Source organism: Spirillospora sp. NPDC052269 (assembly GCF_040679435.1).
GTDB lineage: Bacteria > Actinomycetota > Actinomycetes > Streptosporangiales > Streptosporangiaceae > Spirillospora.
Genome location: NZ_JBFAUU010000004.1, coordinates 278,087 through 296,841, shown reverse-complemented (window position 1 = coordinate 296,841; position 18,755 = coordinate 278,087). Strand labels below are relative to the sequence as shown.

The 18,755-nt window shown below is 73.3% G+C and carries 16 protein-coding genes; 7 read left to right on the top strand and 9 right to left on the bottom strand.

The genetic code is table 11. The features are described from left to right. Positions 1-24: 24 nt before the first annotated feature. The gene (locus tag AB0L06_RS10350; protein ID WP_500230658.1) at positions 25-957 is read right to left on the bottom strand and encodes an NADP-dependent oxidoreductase; all 933 of its coding nucleotides are present in this window, start codon (positions 955-957) and stop codon (positions 25-27) included. Between the two features lie 163 nt (positions 958-1,120). Here AB0L06_RS10350 and AB0L06_RS10345 point away from each other — a divergent pair, with 163 nt between their 5' ends. Then, positions 1,121-1,744, top strand: coding sequence for a TetR/AcrR family transcriptional regulator (locus tag AB0L06_RS10345; RefSeq protein ID WP_500230657.1), 624 nt, complete (start codon positions 1,121-1,123; stop codon positions 1,742-1,744). An 18-nt stretch (positions 1,745-1,762) separates the two neighbouring features. On the opposite strand, the gene AB0L06_RS10340 is transcribed toward AB0L06_RS10345, so the two are convergent. The 5 genes from AB0L06_RS10340 to AB0L06_RS10320 all read right to left on the bottom strand — a co-directional run bounded on the left by AB0L06_RS10340 (position 1,763) and on the right by AB0L06_RS10320 (position 6,657). Next, on the bottom strand, positions 1,763-3,064 hold the full coding sequence (locus AB0L06_RS10340) for a CE1 family esterase (protein ID WP_500230656.1): 1,302 nt from the start codon (positions 3,062-3,064) through the stop codon (positions 1,763-1,765). After that, on the bottom strand, positions 3,055-3,660 hold the full coding sequence (locus AB0L06_RS10335; protein WP_500230655.1) for a response regulator transcription factor: 606 nt from the start codon (positions 3,658-3,660) through the stop codon (positions 3,055-3,057). Before AB0L06_RS10335 ends, AB0L06_RS10340 begins: the two co-directional genes overlap by 10 nt. Beyond that, complete coding sequence (locus AB0L06_RS10330) at positions 3,657-4,916, bottom strand: sensor histidine kinase (RefSeq protein WP_500230654.1); 1,260 nt, start codon at positions 4,914-4,916, stop codon at positions 3,657-3,659. The genes AB0L06_RS10335 and AB0L06_RS10330 overlap by 4 nt, the downstream gene beginning before the upstream one ends. A gap of 87 nt (positions 4,917-5,003) precedes the next feature. Further along, positions 5,004-5,744, bottom strand: a complete 741-nt coding sequence (locus tag AB0L06_RS10325; protein WP_500230653.1) for an ABC transporter permease — start codon at positions 5,742-5,744, stop codon at positions 5,004-5,006. Positions 5,745-5,772: 28 nt separating this feature from the next. Next, positions 5,773-6,657, bottom strand: a complete 885-nt coding sequence (locus tag AB0L06_RS10320; RefSeq protein ID WP_500230652.1) for an ABC transporter ATP-binding protein — start codon at positions 6,655-6,657, stop codon at positions 5,773-5,775. Between the two features lie 223 nt (positions 6,658-6,880). Between AB0L06_RS10320 and AB0L06_RS10315 the strand changes: the two genes are divergently transcribed. From AB0L06_RS10315 to AB0L06_RS10305, 3 genes are all read left to right on the top strand, one after another. Continuing rightward, a complete protein-coding gene (locus AB0L06_RS10315; protein ID WP_500230651.1) occupies positions 6,881-7,987 on the top strand; it encodes a ferritin-like domain-containing protein in 1,107 nt (368 codons plus the stop codon). Between the two features lie 348 nt (positions 7,988-8,335). After that, entirely contained in the window at positions 8,336-9,931 is a 1,596-nt protein-coding gene (locus AB0L06_RS10310; protein ID WP_500230650.1) for a hypothetical protein, read from the top strand. Between the two features lie 486 nt (positions 9,932-10,417). Then, on the top strand, positions 10,418-11,035 hold the full coding sequence (locus AB0L06_RS10305) for a septal ring lytic transglycosylase RlpA family protein (protein WP_500230649.1): 618 nt from the start codon (positions 10,418-10,420) through the stop codon (positions 11,033-11,035). Between the two features lie 45 nt (positions 11,036-11,080). Here the strand turns inward: AB0L06_RS10305 and AB0L06_RS10300 are convergent, their stop codons facing one another. Together AB0L06_RS10300 and AB0L06_RS10295 are read right to left on the bottom strand one after the other, a co-directional pair. Next, a complete protein-coding gene (locus AB0L06_RS10300) occupies positions 11,081-12,013 on the bottom strand; it encodes an arginase family protein (protein WP_500230648.1) in 933 nt (310 codons plus the stop codon). 98 nt (positions 12,014-12,111) lie between these two features. After that, positions 12,112-13,218: an alpha/beta hydrolase family protein gene (locus AB0L06_RS10295; protein WP_500230647.1), complete on the bottom strand. Its 1,107-nt coding sequence runs from the start codon at positions 13,216-13,218 to the stop codon at positions 12,112-12,114. A gap of 223 nt (positions 13,219-13,441) precedes the next feature. Here AB0L06_RS10295 and AB0L06_RS10290 point away from each other — a divergent pair, with 223 nt between their 5' ends. Next, positions 13,442-13,804: a YkvA family protein gene (locus tag AB0L06_RS10290; RefSeq protein ID WP_500230646.1), complete on the top strand. Its 363-nt coding sequence runs from the start codon at positions 13,442-13,444 to the stop codon at positions 13,802-13,804. Positions 13,805-13,903: 99 nt separating this feature from the next. Here AB0L06_RS10290 and AB0L06_RS10285 read toward each other — a convergent pair whose 3' ends face one another. Next, entirely contained in the window at positions 13,904-14,662 is a 759-nt protein-coding gene (locus AB0L06_RS10285; protein ID WP_500230645.1) for an IclR family transcriptional regulator, read from the bottom strand. Between the two features lie 154 nt (positions 14,663-14,816). Here AB0L06_RS10285 and AB0L06_RS10280 point away from each other — a divergent pair, with 154 nt between their 5' ends. Both AB0L06_RS10280 and AB0L06_RS10275 read left to right on the top strand, forming a co-directional pair. After that, positions 14,817-16,637, top strand: a complete 1,821-nt coding sequence (locus AB0L06_RS10280; protein WP_500230644.1) for a hypothetical protein — start codon at positions 14,817-14,819, stop codon at positions 16,635-16,637. Between the two features lie 293 nt (positions 16,638-16,930). After that, positions 16,931-18,739: a fatty acyl-AMP ligase gene (locus AB0L06_RS10275; protein ID WP_500230643.1), complete on the top strand. Its 1,809-nt coding sequence runs from the start codon at positions 16,931-16,933 to the stop codon at positions 18,737-18,739. The last annotated feature ends 16 nt before the right edge of the window (positions 18,740-18,755 follow it).

The window sequence follows — 18,755 nt, the reverse complement described above, 5'->3', positions numbered from 1 at the left end:
CACGCCGACCGCCCCCGGCCGGGTTCAGAGGGTGATGATGACCTTTCCGGGTACTCCGGACTCCTTGGCGTGGAAGGCGGCGCGGGTGTCGGCGAGGGGGTAGGTCGCGCCCACGCGCGGACGGATCCGGCCGTCGGCGGCGCGCGCGACGATCTCGGCGAGCTGGTCGCTGTTCGGCTCGACGATGAAGACCACGCCGCGCGTCCCCTCGGGAAGCTCGGGCGGCGGGGCCGTGATCGACACCAGGACGCCGCCCGGACGGACGACCGAGGCCGACCGCGCGAGCACGTCACCGCCGATCGTGTCGAACACGACGTCCACCTGGCCGGCGTCCTCGAAACGGGCGGCCTCCAGGTCGACGAACTCGTCCACGCCCAGCTCGCGGGCCAGGTCGGCGTCGCGGGCGCGTCCGGTGCCGATCACGCGCGCCCCGGCCTCGCGGGCGAGCTGCACGATGAGGGAGCCGGTTCCGCCGCCCGCCCCGTGCACCAGCACGGACTGCCCGGGCTTCAGCCCGGCGTGCGTGAACAGGCCCTGCCACGCGGTCAGCGCCGAGATCGGGAGCGCGGCGGCCTCGGTGAAGGACACCTCGTCCGGCAGCCGGGTCAGGTTGCGCGCCTCGATCGCGATGAACTCGGCCGCGCCGCCGTCGCGGTGCCAGTCGGCGAGCCCGACCACCCGGTCGCCCACCTCGAAGCCCGTCGTCCCGTACCGGACGGCCGCGACGACGCCCGCGACCTCGTGCCCGGGGACGCTCGGCGCGCGGTCGCGTCCGGCGCGGTCGGCCCAGGTGCCGGGCCAGGACAGCTCGTCCGGGACGATCCCGACGGCGCGGACCTCGACCAGCACGTCGCCCGTGGCGGGACCCGGCATCGGGACGGTCTCGACGGTGATGCCGTCCGCCGGCTTCTCGGGGGTGTGCGCGAGCGCGGCCCGCATCGTCTGTTCGGTCGTCATCGCTTCTCCTTGATCACAAGTGCCTGCCCGGAGAACCCGGCCCCGCCCCCGATGATTCCGTTCCCGCCGGATGGTCCCGGGACGGACGTCCGGCGTGTCCGCCGGGGTGTGATCTCGGCTTCGTCATGTCCGGGCACGGCGAGGAGGGGCGACAATGGGGGGTGTGACCGACATCCGAACCCCGCTCCGCCGCCGTCCCGCCCAGCGCCGCAGCGCCGAACGCGTGCAGCGGATGCTGGACGCCTGCGCGGAGATCCTGGACGAGGACGGCTACGACGGCCTCACCACGACCCGCATCGCGCAGCGCGCCGAGGTGGCGATCGGGTCGGTCTACCAGTTCTTCCCGGACAAGCGCGCCGTCGCGCAGGCGCTCGCGCTGCGCAACCTGGAGCAGTTCGAGCAGCGGGTGTCCGAGCGGCTCGGCGGCGGCGGCTTCGACGACTGGTCGGACACGGTCGGCGCGATCATCGAGATCTTCGTGGACATGCACCGCTCCGTCCCCGGGTTCCGGGTGCTGCGGTTCGGCGACGTCGCCGACGTCCGGCTGCTGGACGAGGGGGCGGAGAACAACTCGGTCGTCGCCGACCGGCTCCGCGAGCTGATCGTCGACACCTTCGGCATCACCGAGACGCCCGGCCTGGCGCGCGCCCTCGCGATCGCCGTCGAGGCCGCCGACGCCGTCCTCAAGCTGGCCTTCCGCCGCGACCCGGCGGGCGATCCGGACATCCTCGCCGAGGCCGAGCGCCTCATCCACGGCTACCTCGCCGACCACATCACCACCGCCTGATCTCCCCGGGCGGGGCGCTCAGGGGGAGACGTCGGCGCTGGGGGTGAAGGTCATCTCCGGCGGCACGTCCGGGCCCGGCGCGCGCCAGTCGTGCTCCCCGCCCGCGCCGCGGACGCCGTCCCTGTCGTGTTCGCCATTCCTGTCGTGTTCGCCCGCGCCGGCCGTCCCGGTGGACGGGTGGTCGTGCCGGGCCCGCCAGCGCGGAGTGCCGCTGGTGAAGGCGTCCAGGGTCACGGCGGTCGCGTCGATCTTCTTCGTGGACGCGCCCGCTCCCACGGCCATCGACCCCGGCCAGGCGTGGCCCGTGCCGCTGACGGTGTAGAGGTCCACGCGGGCGTCGCGGCGGCAGGCCGTCCAGGCGCGGTGCCGGACGCCGGACGCGGGTTCCGCCGAGGCCGTCTTCCCGCAGCCGAACGCGCGTCCCCAGGCCGCCGCCGAGGCCGACACGGACGGGAGGTCGAACGAGCCGTCCGACGGGACCATCCAGGACGGGATCCGTGAGCGGTTCCCGCCGAACGGCTCGCCGCCCCCGTACGGGACGACCGGGTCGGACGTGCCGTGGAAGGCGACGATCGTGGTGGGCGCGGGCTGCGGGCAGGGCCGCGTCAGGTTCAGCCCGGAGACGGCGGCGATCCCGGCGAGCCGTCCGCCGAGGCCGCAGACCAGCGCGGCCGCGAGGCCCGCGCCGTTGGAGAAGCCCGCCGCGAACTCGCGCCGGCGGTCCAGGCAGAGGCCCTTCTCCAGGTGGTCGAGGAGCGCGCTCACGTAGCCGATGTCGGCGCGGCCGTCCGGCATGCCGGGGAGCTTCCAGCCGGTGCGGCCGGGCGCGCTGTCGGGTTCGACGACGACGAACCCGCGCGCGGCGCCCTCGTCGGCGAGCCGTCCGTAGACCGCCTGCTCGAACCCGGACGAGTCCAGCCCGTGCAGGTCGAGGATGAGCGGCATGGGCCCGCTGTCCTGCGGGTCGTCCCGCTGCCTGTCCGGGACCCGCACGATGAGGCCGCGTCCCTGGAACACGTGCTGCCCGGTCGCGATCGTCCCGCCGGCGCAGCCGATGCTGGCCCAGCGCGGCACGGCCGGGGCGGGCCCGACCGGCGTCGCCTTGATCGTCCCCGGGTCGCCGCTCTGGCAGGCCGCCGCCAGCGTTCCGGCGAGCAGCAGCGCGCCGACCCGCCGTCCGGGACGGCGGAGGAGCGAGCGCCGGAGCAGCGAGCGGTAGCGGAGGAGCGAGCGGCCGAGGAGGGAGCGGCGGCCGGGTGCGGCCGCCGCTCGGCGGGGCCCGCGCGCGCGGGCCCGGGGGTCGCGGGGGCTCAGAGCCATCCCTGCGCCCGCGCGGTGTGGACGGCCTCGATGCGGTTGCGCGCTCCCACCTTGTTGATCGCGGACGAGAGGTAGTTGCGGACCGTGCCCTCCGACAGGGACAGCCGCACGGCGATGTCGGCGATGGTCGAGCCGTCCGCGCCCGCCGTCAGGACGTCCCGCTCGCGCGGGGAGAGCGGGTTCGGGCCCGCGCTGAGCGCGGCGGCCGCGAGGTTCGGGTCGATCACGCGCTGGCCCGCGACCACGCGGCGGATCGCGTCGGCGAGCTCCCGCGCCGGGCTGTCCTTCACCAGGAAGGCCGAGGCGCCGGCCTCCATGGCGCGACGCAGGTATCCGGGGCGGCCGAATGTGGTCAGGATCATCACCCGGCAAGACGGGACGGCGGCGCGGATCTCGGCCGCGGCGGTCAGGCCGTCCTTGCCGGGCATCTCGATGTCCAGGAGGGCGACGTCGGGCCGTTCCCGCTCGGCGAGCCGCACCGCCTCCGCCCCGCTCGCGGCCTCGGCGACCACCTCGAGGTCGTCCTCGAGCCCGAGCAGCGTGGCCAGAGCGCCGCGCACCATGCCCTGGTCTTCGGCCAGCATCACCCGGATCACGACGCCGACCCTACTGCCGGTCTGGAGTCCCCGCCGTCCGCCGGGGGATCGGTCCCGTCCGGCTGCGGACGCTCCGCACCGCGTCCGGACGACGACCTGGAGCCACCGGACGGCGTGAGCGGCAGGCGCGCGGTCACCGCGAAACCCCCGGACGGGCGCGGCCGGGCGGTCACCGTGCCGCCCGCGGCGTCGATGCGCTCGGCGAGCCCGGTGAGGCCGTTGCCCGGGACGAAGGCGGCCTCGGACGCCGTCCCGTCGTCGGTGACCGACAGGACGGCCGACCCCGGCTCGCGCCGTCCGCCCGGCTCCCGGCGGACGACGATCTCGCAGCGGTTCGCGCGGGAGTGCCGGACGACGTTGGTGACGGCCTCGCGGACGGCCCAGCCGAACAGCCCGTCGGCCTCCTCCGGGAGCGGGGTGCCGGAGGTGCGGACGACCGGCTCGATCCCGGCGGCGGAGAGCACGGCGCGCGCGCCGTCCAGCTCGCCGCTCAGGTCGCGGCGCCGGTACCCGGAGAGCGTGGCGCGGACGTCGCTCAGGGCCTCCCGCGCCACCGACTCGATGTCGTTGACCTCGGCGATGGCACGGTCCACGTCGCGGGCGGCCATCCGCCGGGCCAGCTCGCTCTTCAGGACGATCAGGGACAGGCTGTGCCCGAGCAGGTCGTGCAGGTCGCGGGCGATGCGCAGCCGCTCGTTGGCCGCGGCGAGCCGGCTGGCCTCGGCGCGCGCCTCGCGGAGCTGCGCGACGAGAGTCCGGGCGTGCCGGAAGGCGAACATGAACAGGCCGAGCGACAGCGTCGACATCGTGACCGTCAGCAGCCCGCCCCGGTCGATGCCCAGCCGCCAGCACTGGACGACGGCGAGCACGGCCGCCGCGACGACCCCGTACGGGACGATCCGCAGCGGCAGCGCCATCGCCACGATGATCGCCAGGTAGATCGGCATCCCGGCCCACTCGCGGCCGAACGCGAACGGCAGCCCGGTGCAGAGCACCGCGAACAGGCCGACCAGCGCGTAGGTGCGCCGGCCGGCCGGTTCCATCCAGCTCGTCATGCTCAGCGGCGTCGCCACGTACACCGCGACGTACAGGACCAGGGCGAGCGAGGCCAGCACCAGCCGGGGCCCGTGGTACCCGCTGACGATCTTGGCGACCGGGATCAGGTAGATCAGCCCGAACGAGGCCCAGAAGGCGCGGCGCGCCCGGGATCTCCCCGGGTCCTCGCCCGCGATCGTCTCCTTGATCAGCCCGCTCATGGCTCGCTTTCCCCGGCCGGTTCGATGCGGCCGCTCAGTCAGGTCCAGTCCTTCCGGTCCAGTATTTCCTGCTACGTCCCTTTCTGGTCAGCGCGCCCGCAGGGTGCGGCCGTAGGCGGGGACCGCCAGGGCGGCCAGGCCGACCGTCCAGGCCACGAGCACGAGCGCCGTGGTGACCGACGGCGCGTGCCCGGACACCAGCGTCCAGCCGAGGTTCCCGAACCGGTTGGACGGCGTCCAGCCCGCGATCGAGCGCAGCGTGGACGGCAGTTTGCTCACCGGAATCCACAACCCCCCCAGAATGGACAGCGCGAAGTAGCAGCCAAGCGTTACCGGCTGCGCCGCCTCCGGCCCCACCAGGGAGCCGATCAGGATGCCGAGCGCGGCGAACGGCAGCGAGGCGACCCACATCAGCAGGACCATCAGCGCCCAGTGCAGCGCGTTCACCCGCACGCCCTCGGCGGCGAAGGCGATCAGGCTGACCAGCAGGATCGCGGGCAGCGCCAGGAACATCGAGGCGACCGTCCGGCCGGCCACCACGGCCCACGGGCGCAGCGGCGTGGTCTGCAGCTGGCGCAGCCAGCCGGACGCGCGCTCGGCCGCGAACCGCTGCCCGGTCGCCGACAGCGAGGCGCCGATCGCGCCGAACGACGCCATCGACACCATCAGGTAGGTCGCGAGCGGAAGGCCGCTCTTCGGCTCCGGGCCGTCGCCCTTGAAGACGCTCGCCCACAGCAGGTAGAAGCCGACCGGGACGGCGAGGGTGAAGAACGTGAAGCGCCGGTCGCGGAACAGCCGCACGATCTCGAGGCGCGTATAGGTGAGCATCACAGGATCCCTTCGATGGCCGGAGAGGTCAGCCGCGGTCGGTGGTCAGGTCGAGGAACGCCTCCTCGAGGTCCGCGCCGCGGACCTCGAGGTTCTGGACGGTCAGCCCGCTCTGGTAGAGCCCGGCGGTCGTGGCGTCCGCGTCGGTGCTGGTCAGGATGGCCGTGGTGCCGCGGATCTCGACGCCGGTGACGCCCGTGAGGCGGTCCAGCCCGGCGGCGGACTGGTCGCCGAGGGTGAACCGGACGGTCCGGCTCCCCGCGCGCGACTTGATCTCGGCGGCGGAGCCGTCGGCGACGATCCGCCCGGACGCCATGACGACGATCCGGTCGGCGTTCTCGTCCGCCTCCTCCAGGTAGTGGGTGGCGAACAGGATCGTCCGGCCGCCCGCCGCGTAGGCGCGCATGCTCGCCCAGAAGGTGCGGCGCGACTCGACGTCCATCGCGGCGGTCGGCTCGTCCAGGACGAGCAGCTTCGGCGCGCCCGCGATGGCCAGCGCGAACCGGACCCGCTGCCGCTGCCCGCCGGACAGCTTGTCGGCGCGGCGCTTGGCCAGGTCGGTGAGGTCGGCGGTCGCGAGGATCTCGTCGAGCGGCAGCGGCTCGGGGTACAGCCCCCGGACGAACCCGACGACCTCCTTCACGGTGAGGCCCTCGACGAGCGCGCCGTCCTGGAGCATCGCGCCGACGCGTCCGCGCGCGACCGCGGTGGACGGGGCGTCGCCGAAGACCTCGATGGCGCCCGCGTCCGGACGGGCCAGCCCGAGCAGCATCGAGACCGTGGTGCTCTTGCCCGCGCCGTTCGGGCCGAGCAGCGCGAGCGACTGCCCGACGGGAATGGTCAGGTCAAGCGACTCGACCGCGCGGACCGTTCCGTAGCTTTTCGCGACATTGGTGACCGTGATGGCGTCCATGGGGTCAACGTTAGGAACGCGCAGGTCAGCGGGTTAGTGAAGGTTGTCGTGAGCCCGTGGTGACTTTTGTCATGGGTCCCGGTCCGATTCCGGACGGAGGGAAATGGGTCTGTTCGCGGGCTCCTTTACATGTTACGAAGTGATGTAAAGCGGTGGGCGGCACCACTCCGCGCCGACCCGCGGTCGCCGAGGTCCGCGGGAGGCCACGTCCCGGGAGGCCGGCATGACCTCGTACGACTTCTACGTCTCGCCCGTCCCGAAGGAGACCTGGGACGTCCCGATGTCCGGCGACGCCCGGTTCACCTGGGAGTACGACGACGGCCGCGACCGGCTGCTGAACCTGTACCAGAAGGGCAAGGACAAGCAGTGGGACGCGCAGAAGCGCATCGACTGGGACCTCGAGGTCGACCCGAACAACGTCGCCGGGCTGCCCGAGGCCTTCAACCCGCTCGTCGGCTCGGACATCTGGGACAAGATGTCGCAGGAGAACCGGGACGAGTTCGGACGGCACCAGGGCGCGTGGCTGTTCAGCCAGTTCCTGCACGGTGAGCAGGGCGCGCTGAACGTGTCGGCGCGGATCGTCCAGTCCGTCCCGGACCTGGACTCCAAGTTCTACGCGGCCACGCAGACCATGGACGAGGCGCGGCACGTGGAGCTGTACTCGCGGTTCCTGCGCGAGAAGATCGGCACGTACTACCCGATCAACCAGGACCTGGCGAAGCTGCTGGCCGAGTCGCTGGAGGACTCCCGCTGGGACCTGCCCTACCTCGGCATGCAGGTGCTGATCGAGGGCCTCGCGCTCGCCGCGTTCGGGCTGTACCGGGACATGTCGACCAATCCGCTGGTCAAGCAGCTGCTCGCGTACGTCATGCAGGACGAGGCGCGGCACGTCGCGTTCGGACGGCTCGCACTCCGCGACTACTACGCCGAGCTCACCGAGAAGGAGCGCGCCGAGCGCGAGGAGTTCGTCGTCGAGGGCTGCTACCTGATGCGCGACCGGTTCAAGGGCCGGGAGGTCTTCGAAACGCTCGGCATGCCCGTCGACAAGTGCATGGAGTACGTCGACAACTCCGACATGTACACGCTCTACCAGTCGCTGCTGTTCTCCCGGATCGTCCCGTGCGTGAAGGACGTCGGCCTTTGGGGTGACAAGGTGCAGGCGGCCTATCTCGACATGGGTGTCCTGGACAACGCCAAGGCCGACCTCGAGGCGCTCATGAAGCAGGACGAGGACATCGCCGAGGCCGTGGACCGCGAGCGCTACGAGACGGAGCTCGCCGCCCGCCACGCCGAGGTGGACGAGGCGATCGCCCTCGGCGAGGGCTCCTAGGGCGGTCCCGGACGGCAGGGAAGACCACCGCCGGGGTAAGGACAGTAAAAAGCGGGGACGCCGGGTTGGCGTCCCCGTTCTGTTTTCTCCGCCAAGAAAGATTAAAGCCGTCTTGGTGGAGCGTGCTGAAATGCCGAAGATGTCATTTCATAACGGACGCACCTGAAACGGTCCAGTCCATTCTCTTGATCGTTCTCCGGCCACTTGACTTCCTTCGGGAAAGAGCTGTGTTCGGCCATCGGCTGTACTAACGTCCCCGACCGGAAAGCCGGTGCACACCACCGGACGGCCCACGGGAGCGGATGCGCCCCGGCCGTGCAGGATCAATCCGACAACCGGGGGGAAAGCATGAACCGTTCCGCGCGGAGCCTGATCAGGGCCGCCGCATTCACGCCGCTCTGCGTCGCCGTGGCCGCCCTGTCCGGACCGGCGTTCGCCGACGGCGGCCGCACGGCCGCCACGCCCGTGCCCGTCCCGGGCGCGCCCGGCGCCGCCCGTCCCGGCACGCCCCAGCCGAACGCGCCGATGCCCGGCGTGAACATGCCCGGCGTGTACGCGCCCGGGTCGGGCTCGCACATGCCCCACCCGGGGCCGCCGCCCGGCCCGAACGCTCCCGGCGGCATGCCCGGAGGCAGGCCCGGTGCGCCCGGCGGCAGGCCCGGAGGCATGCCCGGCATGCCCGGCGGTAGGCCCGGTGGCATGCCCGGCCGTCCGTCCGGCCAGTGGAACGGCGCCGCGCGCGGCCCGCTCGCGCTGCCGGCGGTCCACTCGATCCACCACTCGATCCACGCGGGCTCTTCCGGCCCGATGGGCCCGCGTGGCCCGGTCCCGGCGCCCGGCCACGGCCAGCGTCCGGGACAGGGCCGTCCGGCCGTGCCGCACGTTCCGGCCGGCCACCCCGGGCACGTGGTTCCGCGCGTCCCCGCGCAGCCGGGGCATGTGGTTCCGCACGTTCCCGCGCACCCCGGGCACGTCGTGCCGCACGCCGTCCCGCACGTTCCCGCTCAGCCGGGGCACGTGGTTCCGCGCGTCCCGGGTCACGTGGTCCCGGGGCACGCGGTCCCGAACGGTTCGGTCAGGCACGGGCTGATGTCGCACCCGAGGGGCCGCGCCGCCGCCGAGAACGTCCTGGCGGGGCCCCCGCCGGAGGGCGCGGAGGGCGGCCCGGAGGGCGGCGCGGAGGCGTCCCCGTTCGACTCGATCCCGCTGCTGGGCCCCGTCCTGGGCAAGCTGGTGCCGAAGTCCAAGGAGCAGCACTCGGACAGCGTGCAGCACGGCCGGCCCGGCATGCAGGACCAGCGCGGTCCCGAGGGCCAGGGCGGCCCGGAGGGCCAGGGTGGTCCGTACGGGTCGAACGAGCGCGTGACCGGCCGGCGGGCCGCGGTCTCGCCTCCCTATGACGAGGACGCGCTGGACCAGGCCCTGGAGGCGGGCGACAACTACCCCTTCCGGTCCACGTCCCAGCGGCAGCCCGACTCCCAGGACCAGGCGTTCGGCCAGGACCGTCCTTCGGCCGAGGGCCGTCCGTTCGGCCAGGACCAGGCCTTCGGTCAGGACCGGTCGTTCGGCCAGGACCGGCCCTGGGCCGGGCAGGCGTCGTCCTACGACCGGAGCCCGAACCCCAACCCGCACTCCGACCCGAGGCAGGGCGGGGAGCCGGGCATGTCCGAGGGGCCGGACGTCAACAACAGCCAGCCGCTCGGCGGGAAGCTCCTCAGCCCGCTGAGCAAGCTGCTGGGCGGCCTCGGTGGCCAGGGCGGCCAGAGCGGCAGCGCGCTGCGCCGTGCCGCGTCGAACCAGCGTGTTGCGACCGACGCGCGGGCCACGAACGCGCCTTCGGAGCTGCCTCCGGTGCCCGTCGTCTCCGACGTGCTGAAGAGCCTGAACGGCGGCGCTGACCCGGCGAGGCTCGGCGGCCTTCCCGGCATGAGGGGGACCCGCTAGGCGGTCCCTTGATCCATCCCACGACGGGACGTCCGCGCCACGACGGCGCGGGCGTCCCGTTCGCCTGTCCGGGGTGAATGACATCGTTGTTATTCCCCCGAGATAGGCACGGCGGAATCTTGACGGAGCGCACTAGATCCACTTCGCAGCGATGAAATCGGGGTGACAAACCCCACAAAGTCGATGCTTTGGCTTGCGCCAAGCGGATCCCAACGTACGGTCAAGAACTTGTGTGCGGCCCCATGTGAGAGAGCTCTGGTTCGTCCAACTGAAGATGGCCGGGAGCCGCACTGCCGGACGTCCGATCCGCTGAGCGGCGGACACGTCGAACCACCGGTGCCGAAAGCGGGCCGCGAGGCGGAGAACCCCTCGCCGGAGTAGATCCCGCACGGCGTACGCGACCAGGAACGAAACCGTTGTCAGCGCGCGCCGGAACGAACACGGCACGGACGTCCGGGGTCCTGTCCCCGATCAAAGGACTTCTCCGTGGGTAAGCATCGTCCCAGGTTCCGGCTCCGGAACATCCTGGTCGCGTCGGGCGTCGCGGTCGCCGTTCTGGCGGCGGGCGCGGCGGCGCTCCTGATGGGTGGCGGCTCCGGCGGCTCCGCCGACGCGGCGCAGACGCGCCAGATGGCCGCCCAGCCCTCGCAGACGCCGTCACAGACGTCCTCCCGGGCCCCGGTGGCCGACAAGCCCCGCGCCAAGCCGAGCAAGGCCGCCCGCGGCGCGAAGCGGGACCCCGAGCCGCAGCCGGTGGAGATGACCCAGGCGCCCAAGGTCAAGCCGAAGGCCAAGAAGCCGAAGTACACCGTCCTGTCGACCGGAACCTGCGAGGCGTCCTCGTACGGCGAGGGGCAGTCGACGGCGAGCGGCGAGCCGTTCGACCCGAGCGCGCTGACCGCCGCGCACAGGACGCTCCCGTTCGGCAGCAAGGTCCGCGTGACCAACAAGAACAACGGCCAGTCGGTCGTCGTCCGCATCAACGACCGCGGGCCCTTCGTCTCCGGCCGCTGCCTGGACCTCTCGACCGGCGCGATGCGGCAGGTGGACGGCATGGGCGCGGGCGTCATCCCGGTCCGCTTCGAGGTCCTCTCCCGCGGCTGAGCCCTCTCTCCCGCGGCCGAGCCCTCTCCCGCGGCGGAGCGGGCGCTACACGGCGGTCTGGCGCGCCCTGGTGAAGGCGTCCGCGAGGACGCCGGTCAGCGCCGCCCCCGCGGCGCCGTCCGGATCCACGTCCGGGTCGTAGATCGCCACGTTCATCCCGATCGCGCGCGGGCTCGACAGCAGGACGGCCAGCAGCCCGGTGAGCGCGTCCAGGGACAGGCCGTCCGGGTTCGGCGAGTCCACGGCAGGCATGACGCTCCGGTCGAGGACGTCGGCGTCCAGGTGGATCCAGAAGCCGCCGGACGCGGACTCCAGGACGTCCAGCGCGGCCCGGCCCGTGGCCTCCGCGCCGCGTGCCCGGATGTCCGCGCTGGAGTGCTTCGGGAGCGCCGAGGTCTCGAAGAGCTCGGACGCGACGTCCTCGTGGTCCTCCGGCTCCCACTGGTAGCCGAGCGCGACGGCCCGCTCCTCGGCGACGTAGGGGCGCAGGCCGTCCAGGTCGGCGAGCTCGGCGGGGCCGTGGCCGGTGGCCAGGCGGAGCGCGTAGCCCGCGACGTTGCGCGTCCCGTGCGCCTTGGCGCGGTCGCGCGGGGGCGCGTAGTCGGCGTGCCCGTCGAGGTAGGCGAGCCCGTGCCCGCCGCGCCGCCTGAGCGCCAGCAGCGGGCCGAGCAGGATGCCGCAGTCCCCGCCGAGGACGAGCGGGAACCGGCCGTCGTCGAGCAGCTCTCCGACGCGTCCGGCCAGCAGCCTCGTGTACGCGGTGTGAGCCGGACCGTTCCGGTATCCCGTGACCGGATCCGGGACGGACGCGTACGGCGGCGGTTCGACGCGTCCGGCCTCCTCGGCCGCGAGCCGGGCGGCCAGTCCATGGGCGCGCAGCGCCTCGGGCAGGTGGCGCGCGCCCGGCACATGCCCCTCCCGCAGCGGCCGCAGCCCGAGGTTGGACGGGGCGTCCAGCAACCACACGCGACGACTCATCCCACGCCTCCCGTCACCACCTAAACCGTTTAGCTGGTGTCGTGAATGAGCGTAGCGTCCACCGGGCGGATCGGTCGAGAGGCCCGGAACGGCGATCGTCAGGCGGAGTTGCTGCTGGTCAGGTGCAGTGAGACGGGCGGGGCGGCCGCCGGGGTCGGCTCGGCGAGCCGTTCGCGGAACCAGTCGGTGAGCACGCCGTCCACCCGGACGGCCTCGGTGATCGGCGCGCGTGCGTCCGTGCCGGGCGCGGCGGCGAGCGTGTGGCCCATCCGGAAGGTGGCGGCCTCCACGGCCGGGGCGCCGCACCTGGTCAGGAGGTCGCGGAGCGCGGTCACCTCGACGGGCGGGACGATCCGGTCCCGGCCGCCGCCGATCAGCAGCAGCGCGGCGCCCGACCGGGCGATCAGTCCGGCGTGGGCGGAGAGGTCGAGGCGTTCGGCCAGTTCGTCCGCGGCGGGGCCCCAGGTGCGTTCCCGCCCGGCGCGCTTCTCCACCGACACGGCCACCCGCGCGGGCGACACGACCGGCGCGACGAGCGCGGCCGTGCTGACCTGCACGTTCTGTTGCGCGAGGGTGAGCAGCACGACCGCCGCGCCCACCGAGAACCCGGCCAGCGCCACCGGACCCGGCGGCACGCCCAGGTCGCGCCCCAGGTCGTCGAGGACGGCGGGCAGCAGGGCCGCGGCCTTCTCGACGGACGTGCCGAACGCCGTGACGCCCGCGTGCGTGAGGAATCCCTGGGAGTCGAGCCCGGTCGGGAGGGCGGCGGCCGGATCGTCCTGATGCGGCAGATCCAGGAACACGCGCCAGGTCGGGACCCCGGTCATCGGCAAGGCCGTCGCCATCGCGGCGGCCGTCCGGGGCGGGTCGAACCCGGGCCAGCTCAGGATCAGCCGCGTCGGCCCGTTCGCCCGCGCGTCCACGGCCGTGGGCGGCAGCGCGACGTACGTGAGCCCTGCGGCCGTCCCCCGAACCGGCCACATCGGCTCCGTCCGGGCGTCCACGATCGGTGATGTGGACGTGTCCGCCGCGGGCTCGGCGGACGGCCTTGTCGGGGTTCGCGGGGGTTCGGGGGAGGGTGGATGAGGATCGTGGCCGGCGGGGTGGGCGGTCATCGTCCTGCTCAGCTCCTCGCGGTCGCGGCGGTCGCCTGTGCGGACGGGAGGCGGCGCCCCTCCCGCGAGTCCGGAGTTCCCGAAGCTCATGTTTCCAGCGGACGGCGAATAATGCCCCCCAATCGGCACAGTCTGTTCCCGGAGGACAGCAAATTGTCACCTCGCATCACCGGCCCGGTGCTTCCCGGCGAGATTGAGACGCTGCTCACCAGGAAGGGTGGGACGGGTGGCCGGGGGAACAAGATAGGTCGCGTTTGCGTCCTAGTTGGAGACGGGTGGTGTCGGATCGCCCGCAGAGCATCCGGGAGGACGAGTGAAGGGGAAGCGAGGAACGGCGGCCGCGGGCCAGGCGTGGCAGATCTACAGCGAGACCCTCGAGGACGGTGCGCCCCGCTTCGGCGAGCGCGTCCGCGCGGTCCCGAGAATGCTCAAGTCGGTCATGCGCGGCGAGTACAAGGGCATGTCGTTCGGGTCGATCGGCCTGCTGACGCTCGGGCTCGTCTACATCATCTCGCCGATCGACGCGATCCCGGACATGCTGCCCATCGTCGGCGTCGTGGACGACACGGGCGTGGCGCTGTGGATGGCGACCGTCCTGATCCGCGCGGCGGGTGACTTCGTCTCCTGGGAGCGCGGCGGACGACCCCACGTCGTCGTCGGCGACATCGTCGACTGACCTGCGACAACGATCGATTCCGCGCGGCCCGGACGGGGTGATCCGCGCGGAGTGGGAGAGCCGACGGCCCAGGCCGTCGGCTCTTCGTTTTCGGCGGGATCAGGGGCGCTGGGAGCCGTCCAGGTCGGCGGCGAAGCCCGCGGCCACGGCGTGCATGACCGGGACGACCTCGAGGACGGCCTCGTGGGTCACCCGCGCGGACGGCCCGGACACGGAGAACGCGGTGAGCGTCGGCGCGCCCGGCAGGGGGACGGCCACGCAGCGGACGCCGATCTCCTGCTCCTCGTCGTCCACGGCGTAGCCGCGCTGGCGCACGCGCGCGAGTTCGTCCACCAGGGCGTTCGGGTCGGTGAAGGTGTTCGGGGTGCGGGCGGGCATGCCGGTGCGGCTGAGGATCTCCCGCACGCGCGCCTCGGGCAGCTGGGCGAGCAGCGCCTTCCCGACGCCCGTGCAGTGCGGCAGGACACGCCGTCCGACCTCGGTGAACATCCGCATCGAGTGGCGGGACGGCACCTGGGCGACGTAGACGACCGAGTCGCCCTCCAGGACGGCCATGTTCGCGGTCTCGCCGACCTCGTCCACCAGGCGCGCGAGCGCGGGGCGCGCCCACGTTCCGAGCAGCCGTCCCGCGCCGTCGCCGAGCCGGATCAGCCGGGGGCCGAGCGCGTACCGCTTGTTCGCCTCCTGGCGGACGTAGCCCTGGTTCACCAGCGTCCGCATCAGCCGGTAGATCGTCGGCATCGGCAGCCCGGACACCTCGGTCAGTTCCGACAGGGCCATCTCGCCGCCCGCGTCCGCCAGATGCTCCAGCAGCTCGAAGGCGCGTTCCAGGGACCGTACGGCCTCCGCCACCGCCATCTCCTCTCCACACGTGATCCGGCCCATCTTACGGAGAACCGATTTCACTGTGCGAAAGACGATCGGGTGGTTACGGTCCGTGCCTGAGTGGTTATAACAGCGAGGTGCCCCCCGGCGTGACCTGACCGGAACGCGTAGCGGAGAGGAAACGGCGATGGGGCACCAGGCGATGCGACGCCGCGGACCGAGGACACGGCGTGCACGGAGGTTCCGCCGCCTCGGCCTGGCAGTGCTCGGAGGCGTCCTCGCGGCTCCTGCGACCCTGGTCGTCCCGTCCGCCTCGGCGGTGAGCGGCCCGCCCGATCCGGTGGAGTCCGCCACTTCGTCCCCGATGGACCCGCAGGGCGCCGACGAGTCCACGCCGGGTCCCCTGGACTCGGAGACGCCCGGAACCTCGTCCGCGGATTCCGATTCGTCCTCGCCATCGGGTGAGGAGAACGTGCTGCCTGCGGGCGTCCGGCTGGACGCCACGGCGTCGCCGATGGGGGAGCGCCGTCGCGGTGCGGGACGCGTCCTCCTGTACCTCGTGAAGATCCGTCCGGTGGGCGGCGTGGCGCGCGACACCTCGGTCGCGCTGGCCGCGGAGCGCCCGCTGAGGTGGGCCGGACGAGCCTCCGGCTGCTCTCCCGGCCAGGACCGCGCCGAGCTGAGCTGCGCCCTGGGCGATCTCAGCGACCGCCGCGTGATCCCGATCGCGGTCCGCGTCCCCGGCGGCCTGGCCGCCCGGAGCGAGCGCCGTGCCATCGTGCCGCGCGTGGTGATCGTGGCGCGCGCGGGCAACGCGTCCGCGCAGACCGTCCTGTCCTTGACGCCGCGTCTGGACGGAACCAATTCCGGCCCGACCATAAAGGGGGAGAGCCAGCGGGTGCCGAACGCGCCGGCCCCTGGGAGCGCGGACGACTCCGCGCCCGGGCCGAGCGCCACCGAGGCGCCGGCCGGTGGCGCGACGACGACCGTCGTCCCGGCCGTGCCCGATCGGCCGGAGAGTTCTCCGGCCTCGCAGGCACCCAACTCCGCCGGCCAGCCGAGCGGTACGTCTCCGCAGGTCACAGCCCCGAACGGGGGCGGTGTTCCGCAGGCGGGCGGGCCCGGTGCCGTCGCTCCGCCCCTCGTCGGCGCGCAGAGCGTGAGGCCGCGCGGATCGCGCCCGCATGTCGGTGGTTCGCATGCCGGTGGTGGCCACAATGGTCGGCCGCGCGCCGTCGTCCCGGACGCCGGTGAGGTTCGGCCGCGTGCGTTGCGCGGGGGCGTTCCGCAGGTCGGTGGGATGGGGGCCGTGAGGCCGCCGTTCGCGGGTCCGCGTCTTAGGGGGCATCACGGGCGGCATAGCCGGTGGGTGCGCAAGGGGCGTGTCCCGGCTCTGTACGGGCCGCACACTGTGATGCCCCAGGGGCCGGGGGCCGCCATGCTGCAGGGGCCGGGGGCCGCCATGCCCCAGGGGCCGCAGGTCCAGATCCCGGGGCCGGGGACGCCGCCCGCGCTGGGGCCGCAGGCTCCGATGCCGCATGAGAACGTGAAGCCGCTCGTTCCGCAGGCGCCGTTCGGTCCGGCCGGGCCGCCCGCTCTGGGGGTGCCCACGCCATCGACTGCGCCGTCCGGGATTCCGATGCCGACGCCGCCGTCCCAGCAGGGCCCGATGGACATGCCGACGATCGGGGCCGGCGTCCCGCCGCAGGGCGGTGGGCTCCTGTCGACGATCAGGCCCGGGAACGGCCTCGGAGGGCCCGCGGCGCAGAACGACGTGCTGCCGGGGGCCGGGGACTCGCAGATGACGCTCGTCTCGCCGATCAGCGACATCAAGGACGCCCGGGACTGGGCCGTCGTGCTCGGGATCGTCCTGGTCGCCGAGATCGTGCTGCTGTGGGGAGTGGCGTGCCTGTCGCTCCTGCGGCGCCGGATGACTCTCAGCCGTCCCGGCGCGCCTTCGGACGACACGGGCGAGCGGGGTGTTCGGCCCCGCCTTCGCCGGTCCTGAACTGCGGAAACCGCGTCAAGGTGACCGGCCGGTTCGTCCGCGGGTGACATCGGCGTTGCGCACTTTTTGATTAGGCCTGCTTGTCACCGGAGTGACAAAGCCGGTCGGCGGTATGTGCGTCGAGGGTGATGCCCGTGGGGCTACCATCCGGTAGCTTCACGCTGCACGCTCCTTCGCCGCCACGACAACGCGACCGCCGGGACACCGGCGAACCGCCCGGCGGCGCGCACGTCCGCCGACGGCGTTCCGGCCCCGCGGCCGCCGTCCGGCCCATCCCCCCAGGAGTTGGATCCATGGCACTGGGCTCGCTGCTTCCCGAACTCGCGCCCGGAGGCTCCGGCCGGGTCCCGCTGATCGAGCGGGTGGCGCGCTGGGCGAGGGAGAAGCCGGACGCCCCGTCCTGGACGTTCGTGGAGTACTCGTCCGACCCGTCCGGGAACAGGACCACGCTGACCTGGGCGGAGACCGACCGGCGCGCGCGGGCCGTGGCGACCCGCCTGCGGCGGGCGGCGGAGCCGGGGGACCGGGTCGCGCTGCTGCTCCCGCAGACGCTCGACTACATGATGACGATGCTCGGCGCGATGTACGCGCGCGTCGTCGCCGTCCCGCTGTTCTCGCCCGACCTGCCCGGATACGCCGACCGGCTCATCGGCGCGTACGCCGACGCCGAGCCGGCCGTGATCGTCACCTCGCGCGGCTCGCTGCCGCAGGTGGAGCGGTTCCTCGCCGACCACGACGTGCCGCGGCCGAGGGAGATCGTGATCGCCGAGGACGTCGACGCGTCCCTGTCCGGCGCGTGGGCGGACGAGCCGATCGGCTTCGACGACCTCGCCTACCTGCAGTACACCTCCGGCTCGACGCGCCGTCCGGCCGGGGTGGAGATCACGCACGGGAACGTCACCGCGAACGCCAGCCAGATGTGGGCGGGCTGGGCGCCCGAGCGGCCCGATCCGGAGCTGGTCAGCTGGCTGCCGCTGTTCCACGACATGGGCCTGATCGCGACGATGGCGATGCCGCTGGTGTTCGGCGACCACGTGATCTACACCGACCCGATGGCGTTCATCATGAACCCGATGCGCTGGATGCGGCTGATCGCCGAGCGTCCGAACAAGAACGTCTACACGGCCGCGCCGAACTTCGCCTACGAGTACGTCGTCGCGCACGCGACCCCGCAGAAGCTGGAGGGGCTGGACCTGTCCGGCCTCGTGACCTGCCTGAACGGCGCCGAGCCGATCCGTCCGGCGACGCTCACGGCGTTCGCGGACAAGCTCGCGCCCGCCGGGCTGCGGCGGGGCGCGCAGGCCCCCGGCTACGGCCTGGCCGAGGCGACCGTGTTCGTGTGCGCCGCGGCCGGGGACGCCCCGCCGAAGGTGATCACCGTCGACCGGGAGGCGCTCACGCGGGGACGGGCCGTCCAGGTCGCCGAGGGCGCGGCGAACGCCAACCCGCTCGTCTCCTGCGGATACCCCGTCGGGCAGGTCGTCGCGATCGTCGACCCGGAGACCCGCCGCGAGCTGCCGGACGGCGAGGTCGGCGAGATCTGGGTGCACGGACCGAACACCTCGCCCGGCTACTGGCGCAACTCCGAGCGCAGCCAGGAGACCTTCGGCGGACGCCTCGCCGAGCCCGGCGGCCTGCCCGAGGGCCCCTGGACGAGGACCGGCGACTACGGCATCGCGCACGAGGGCGAGCTGTACGTCACCGGCCGCATCAAGGACCTCATCATCGTGGACGGCCGCAACCACTACCCGCAGGACGTCGAGCTCACCACCGAGGAGGCGCACCCGGCGGTCCGCGCCGACCATGTCGCCGCGTTCGCGGTGCCGGGCGGCGAGACCGAGCTGCTGGTGGTCGTCGCCGAGCGGAACCGGCGGGTGCCGCTCGCCCGGCTCGACCTCGCCGAGGTCGAGAACGCGGTGCGCGGCGCGGTCAACGTCGAGCACGAGATGAGCGTCCACGAGTTCCTGCTGATCGAGCCGGGTGGCGTGTCGCGCACCTCGTCCGGCAAGATCGCCCGAGCCGCCACCCGGCAGCGGTACCTCGCCGGGGAGCTGGCCACCACCGAGGCCAGGCTCGCCACGCGGGCGGCCGCGGGCCGATAGCGTCCCCGGAACCGGG

What these genes read in the sequence shown, in the direction of transcription:
- AB0L06_RS10295 (WP_500230647.1), bottom strand. Translation starts at nt 13,218, where the DNA reads ATGAGCTTCGGGAACTCCGGACTCGCGGGAGGGGCGCCGCCTCCCGTC.
- AB0L06_RS10275 (WP_500230643.1), top strand. Translation starts at nt 16,931, where the DNA reads ATGGCACTGGGCTCGCTGCTTCCCGAACTCGCGCCCGGAGGCTCCGGC.
- AB0L06_RS10350 (WP_500230658.1), bottom strand. Translation starts at nt 957, where the DNA reads ATGACGACCGAACAGACGATGCGGGCCGCGCTCGCGCACACCCCCGAG.
- AB0L06_RS10315 (WP_500230651.1), top strand. Translation starts at nt 6,881, where the DNA reads ATGACCTCGTACGACTTCTACGTCTCGCCCGTCCCGAAGGAGACCTGG.
- AB0L06_RS10320 (WP_500230652.1), bottom strand. Translation starts at nt 6,657, where the DNA reads ATGGACGCCATCACGGTCACCAATGTCGCGAAAAGCTACGGAACGGTC.
- AB0L06_RS10340 (WP_500230656.1), bottom strand. Translation starts at nt 3,064, where the DNA reads ATGGCTCTGAGCCCCCGCGACCCCCGGGCCCGCGCGCGCGGGCCCCGC.
- AB0L06_RS10300 (WP_500230648.1), bottom strand. Translation starts at nt 12,013, where the DNA reads ATGAGTCGTCGCGTGTGGTTGCTGGACGCCCCGTCCAACCTCGGGCTG.
- AB0L06_RS10325 (WP_500230653.1), bottom strand. Translation starts at nt 5,744, where the DNA reads ATGCTCACCTATACGCGCCTCGAGATCGTGCGGCTGTTCCGCGACCGG.
- AB0L06_RS10280 (WP_500230644.1), top strand. Translation starts at nt 14,817, where the DNA reads ATGGGGCACCAGGCGATGCGACGCCGCGGACCGAGGACACGGCGTGCA.
- AB0L06_RS10310 (WP_500230650.1), top strand. Translation starts at nt 8,336, where the DNA reads ATGAACCGTTCCGCGCGGAGCCTGATCAGGGCCGCCGCATTCACGCCG.
- AB0L06_RS10330 (WP_500230654.1), bottom strand. Translation starts at nt 4,916, where the DNA reads ATGAGCGGGCTGATCAAGGAGACGATCGCGGGCGAGGACCCGGGGAGA.
- AB0L06_RS10285 (WP_500230645.1), bottom strand. Translation starts at nt 14,662, where the DNA reads ATGGCGGTGGCGGAGGCCGTACGGTCCCTGGAACGCGCCTTCGAGCTG.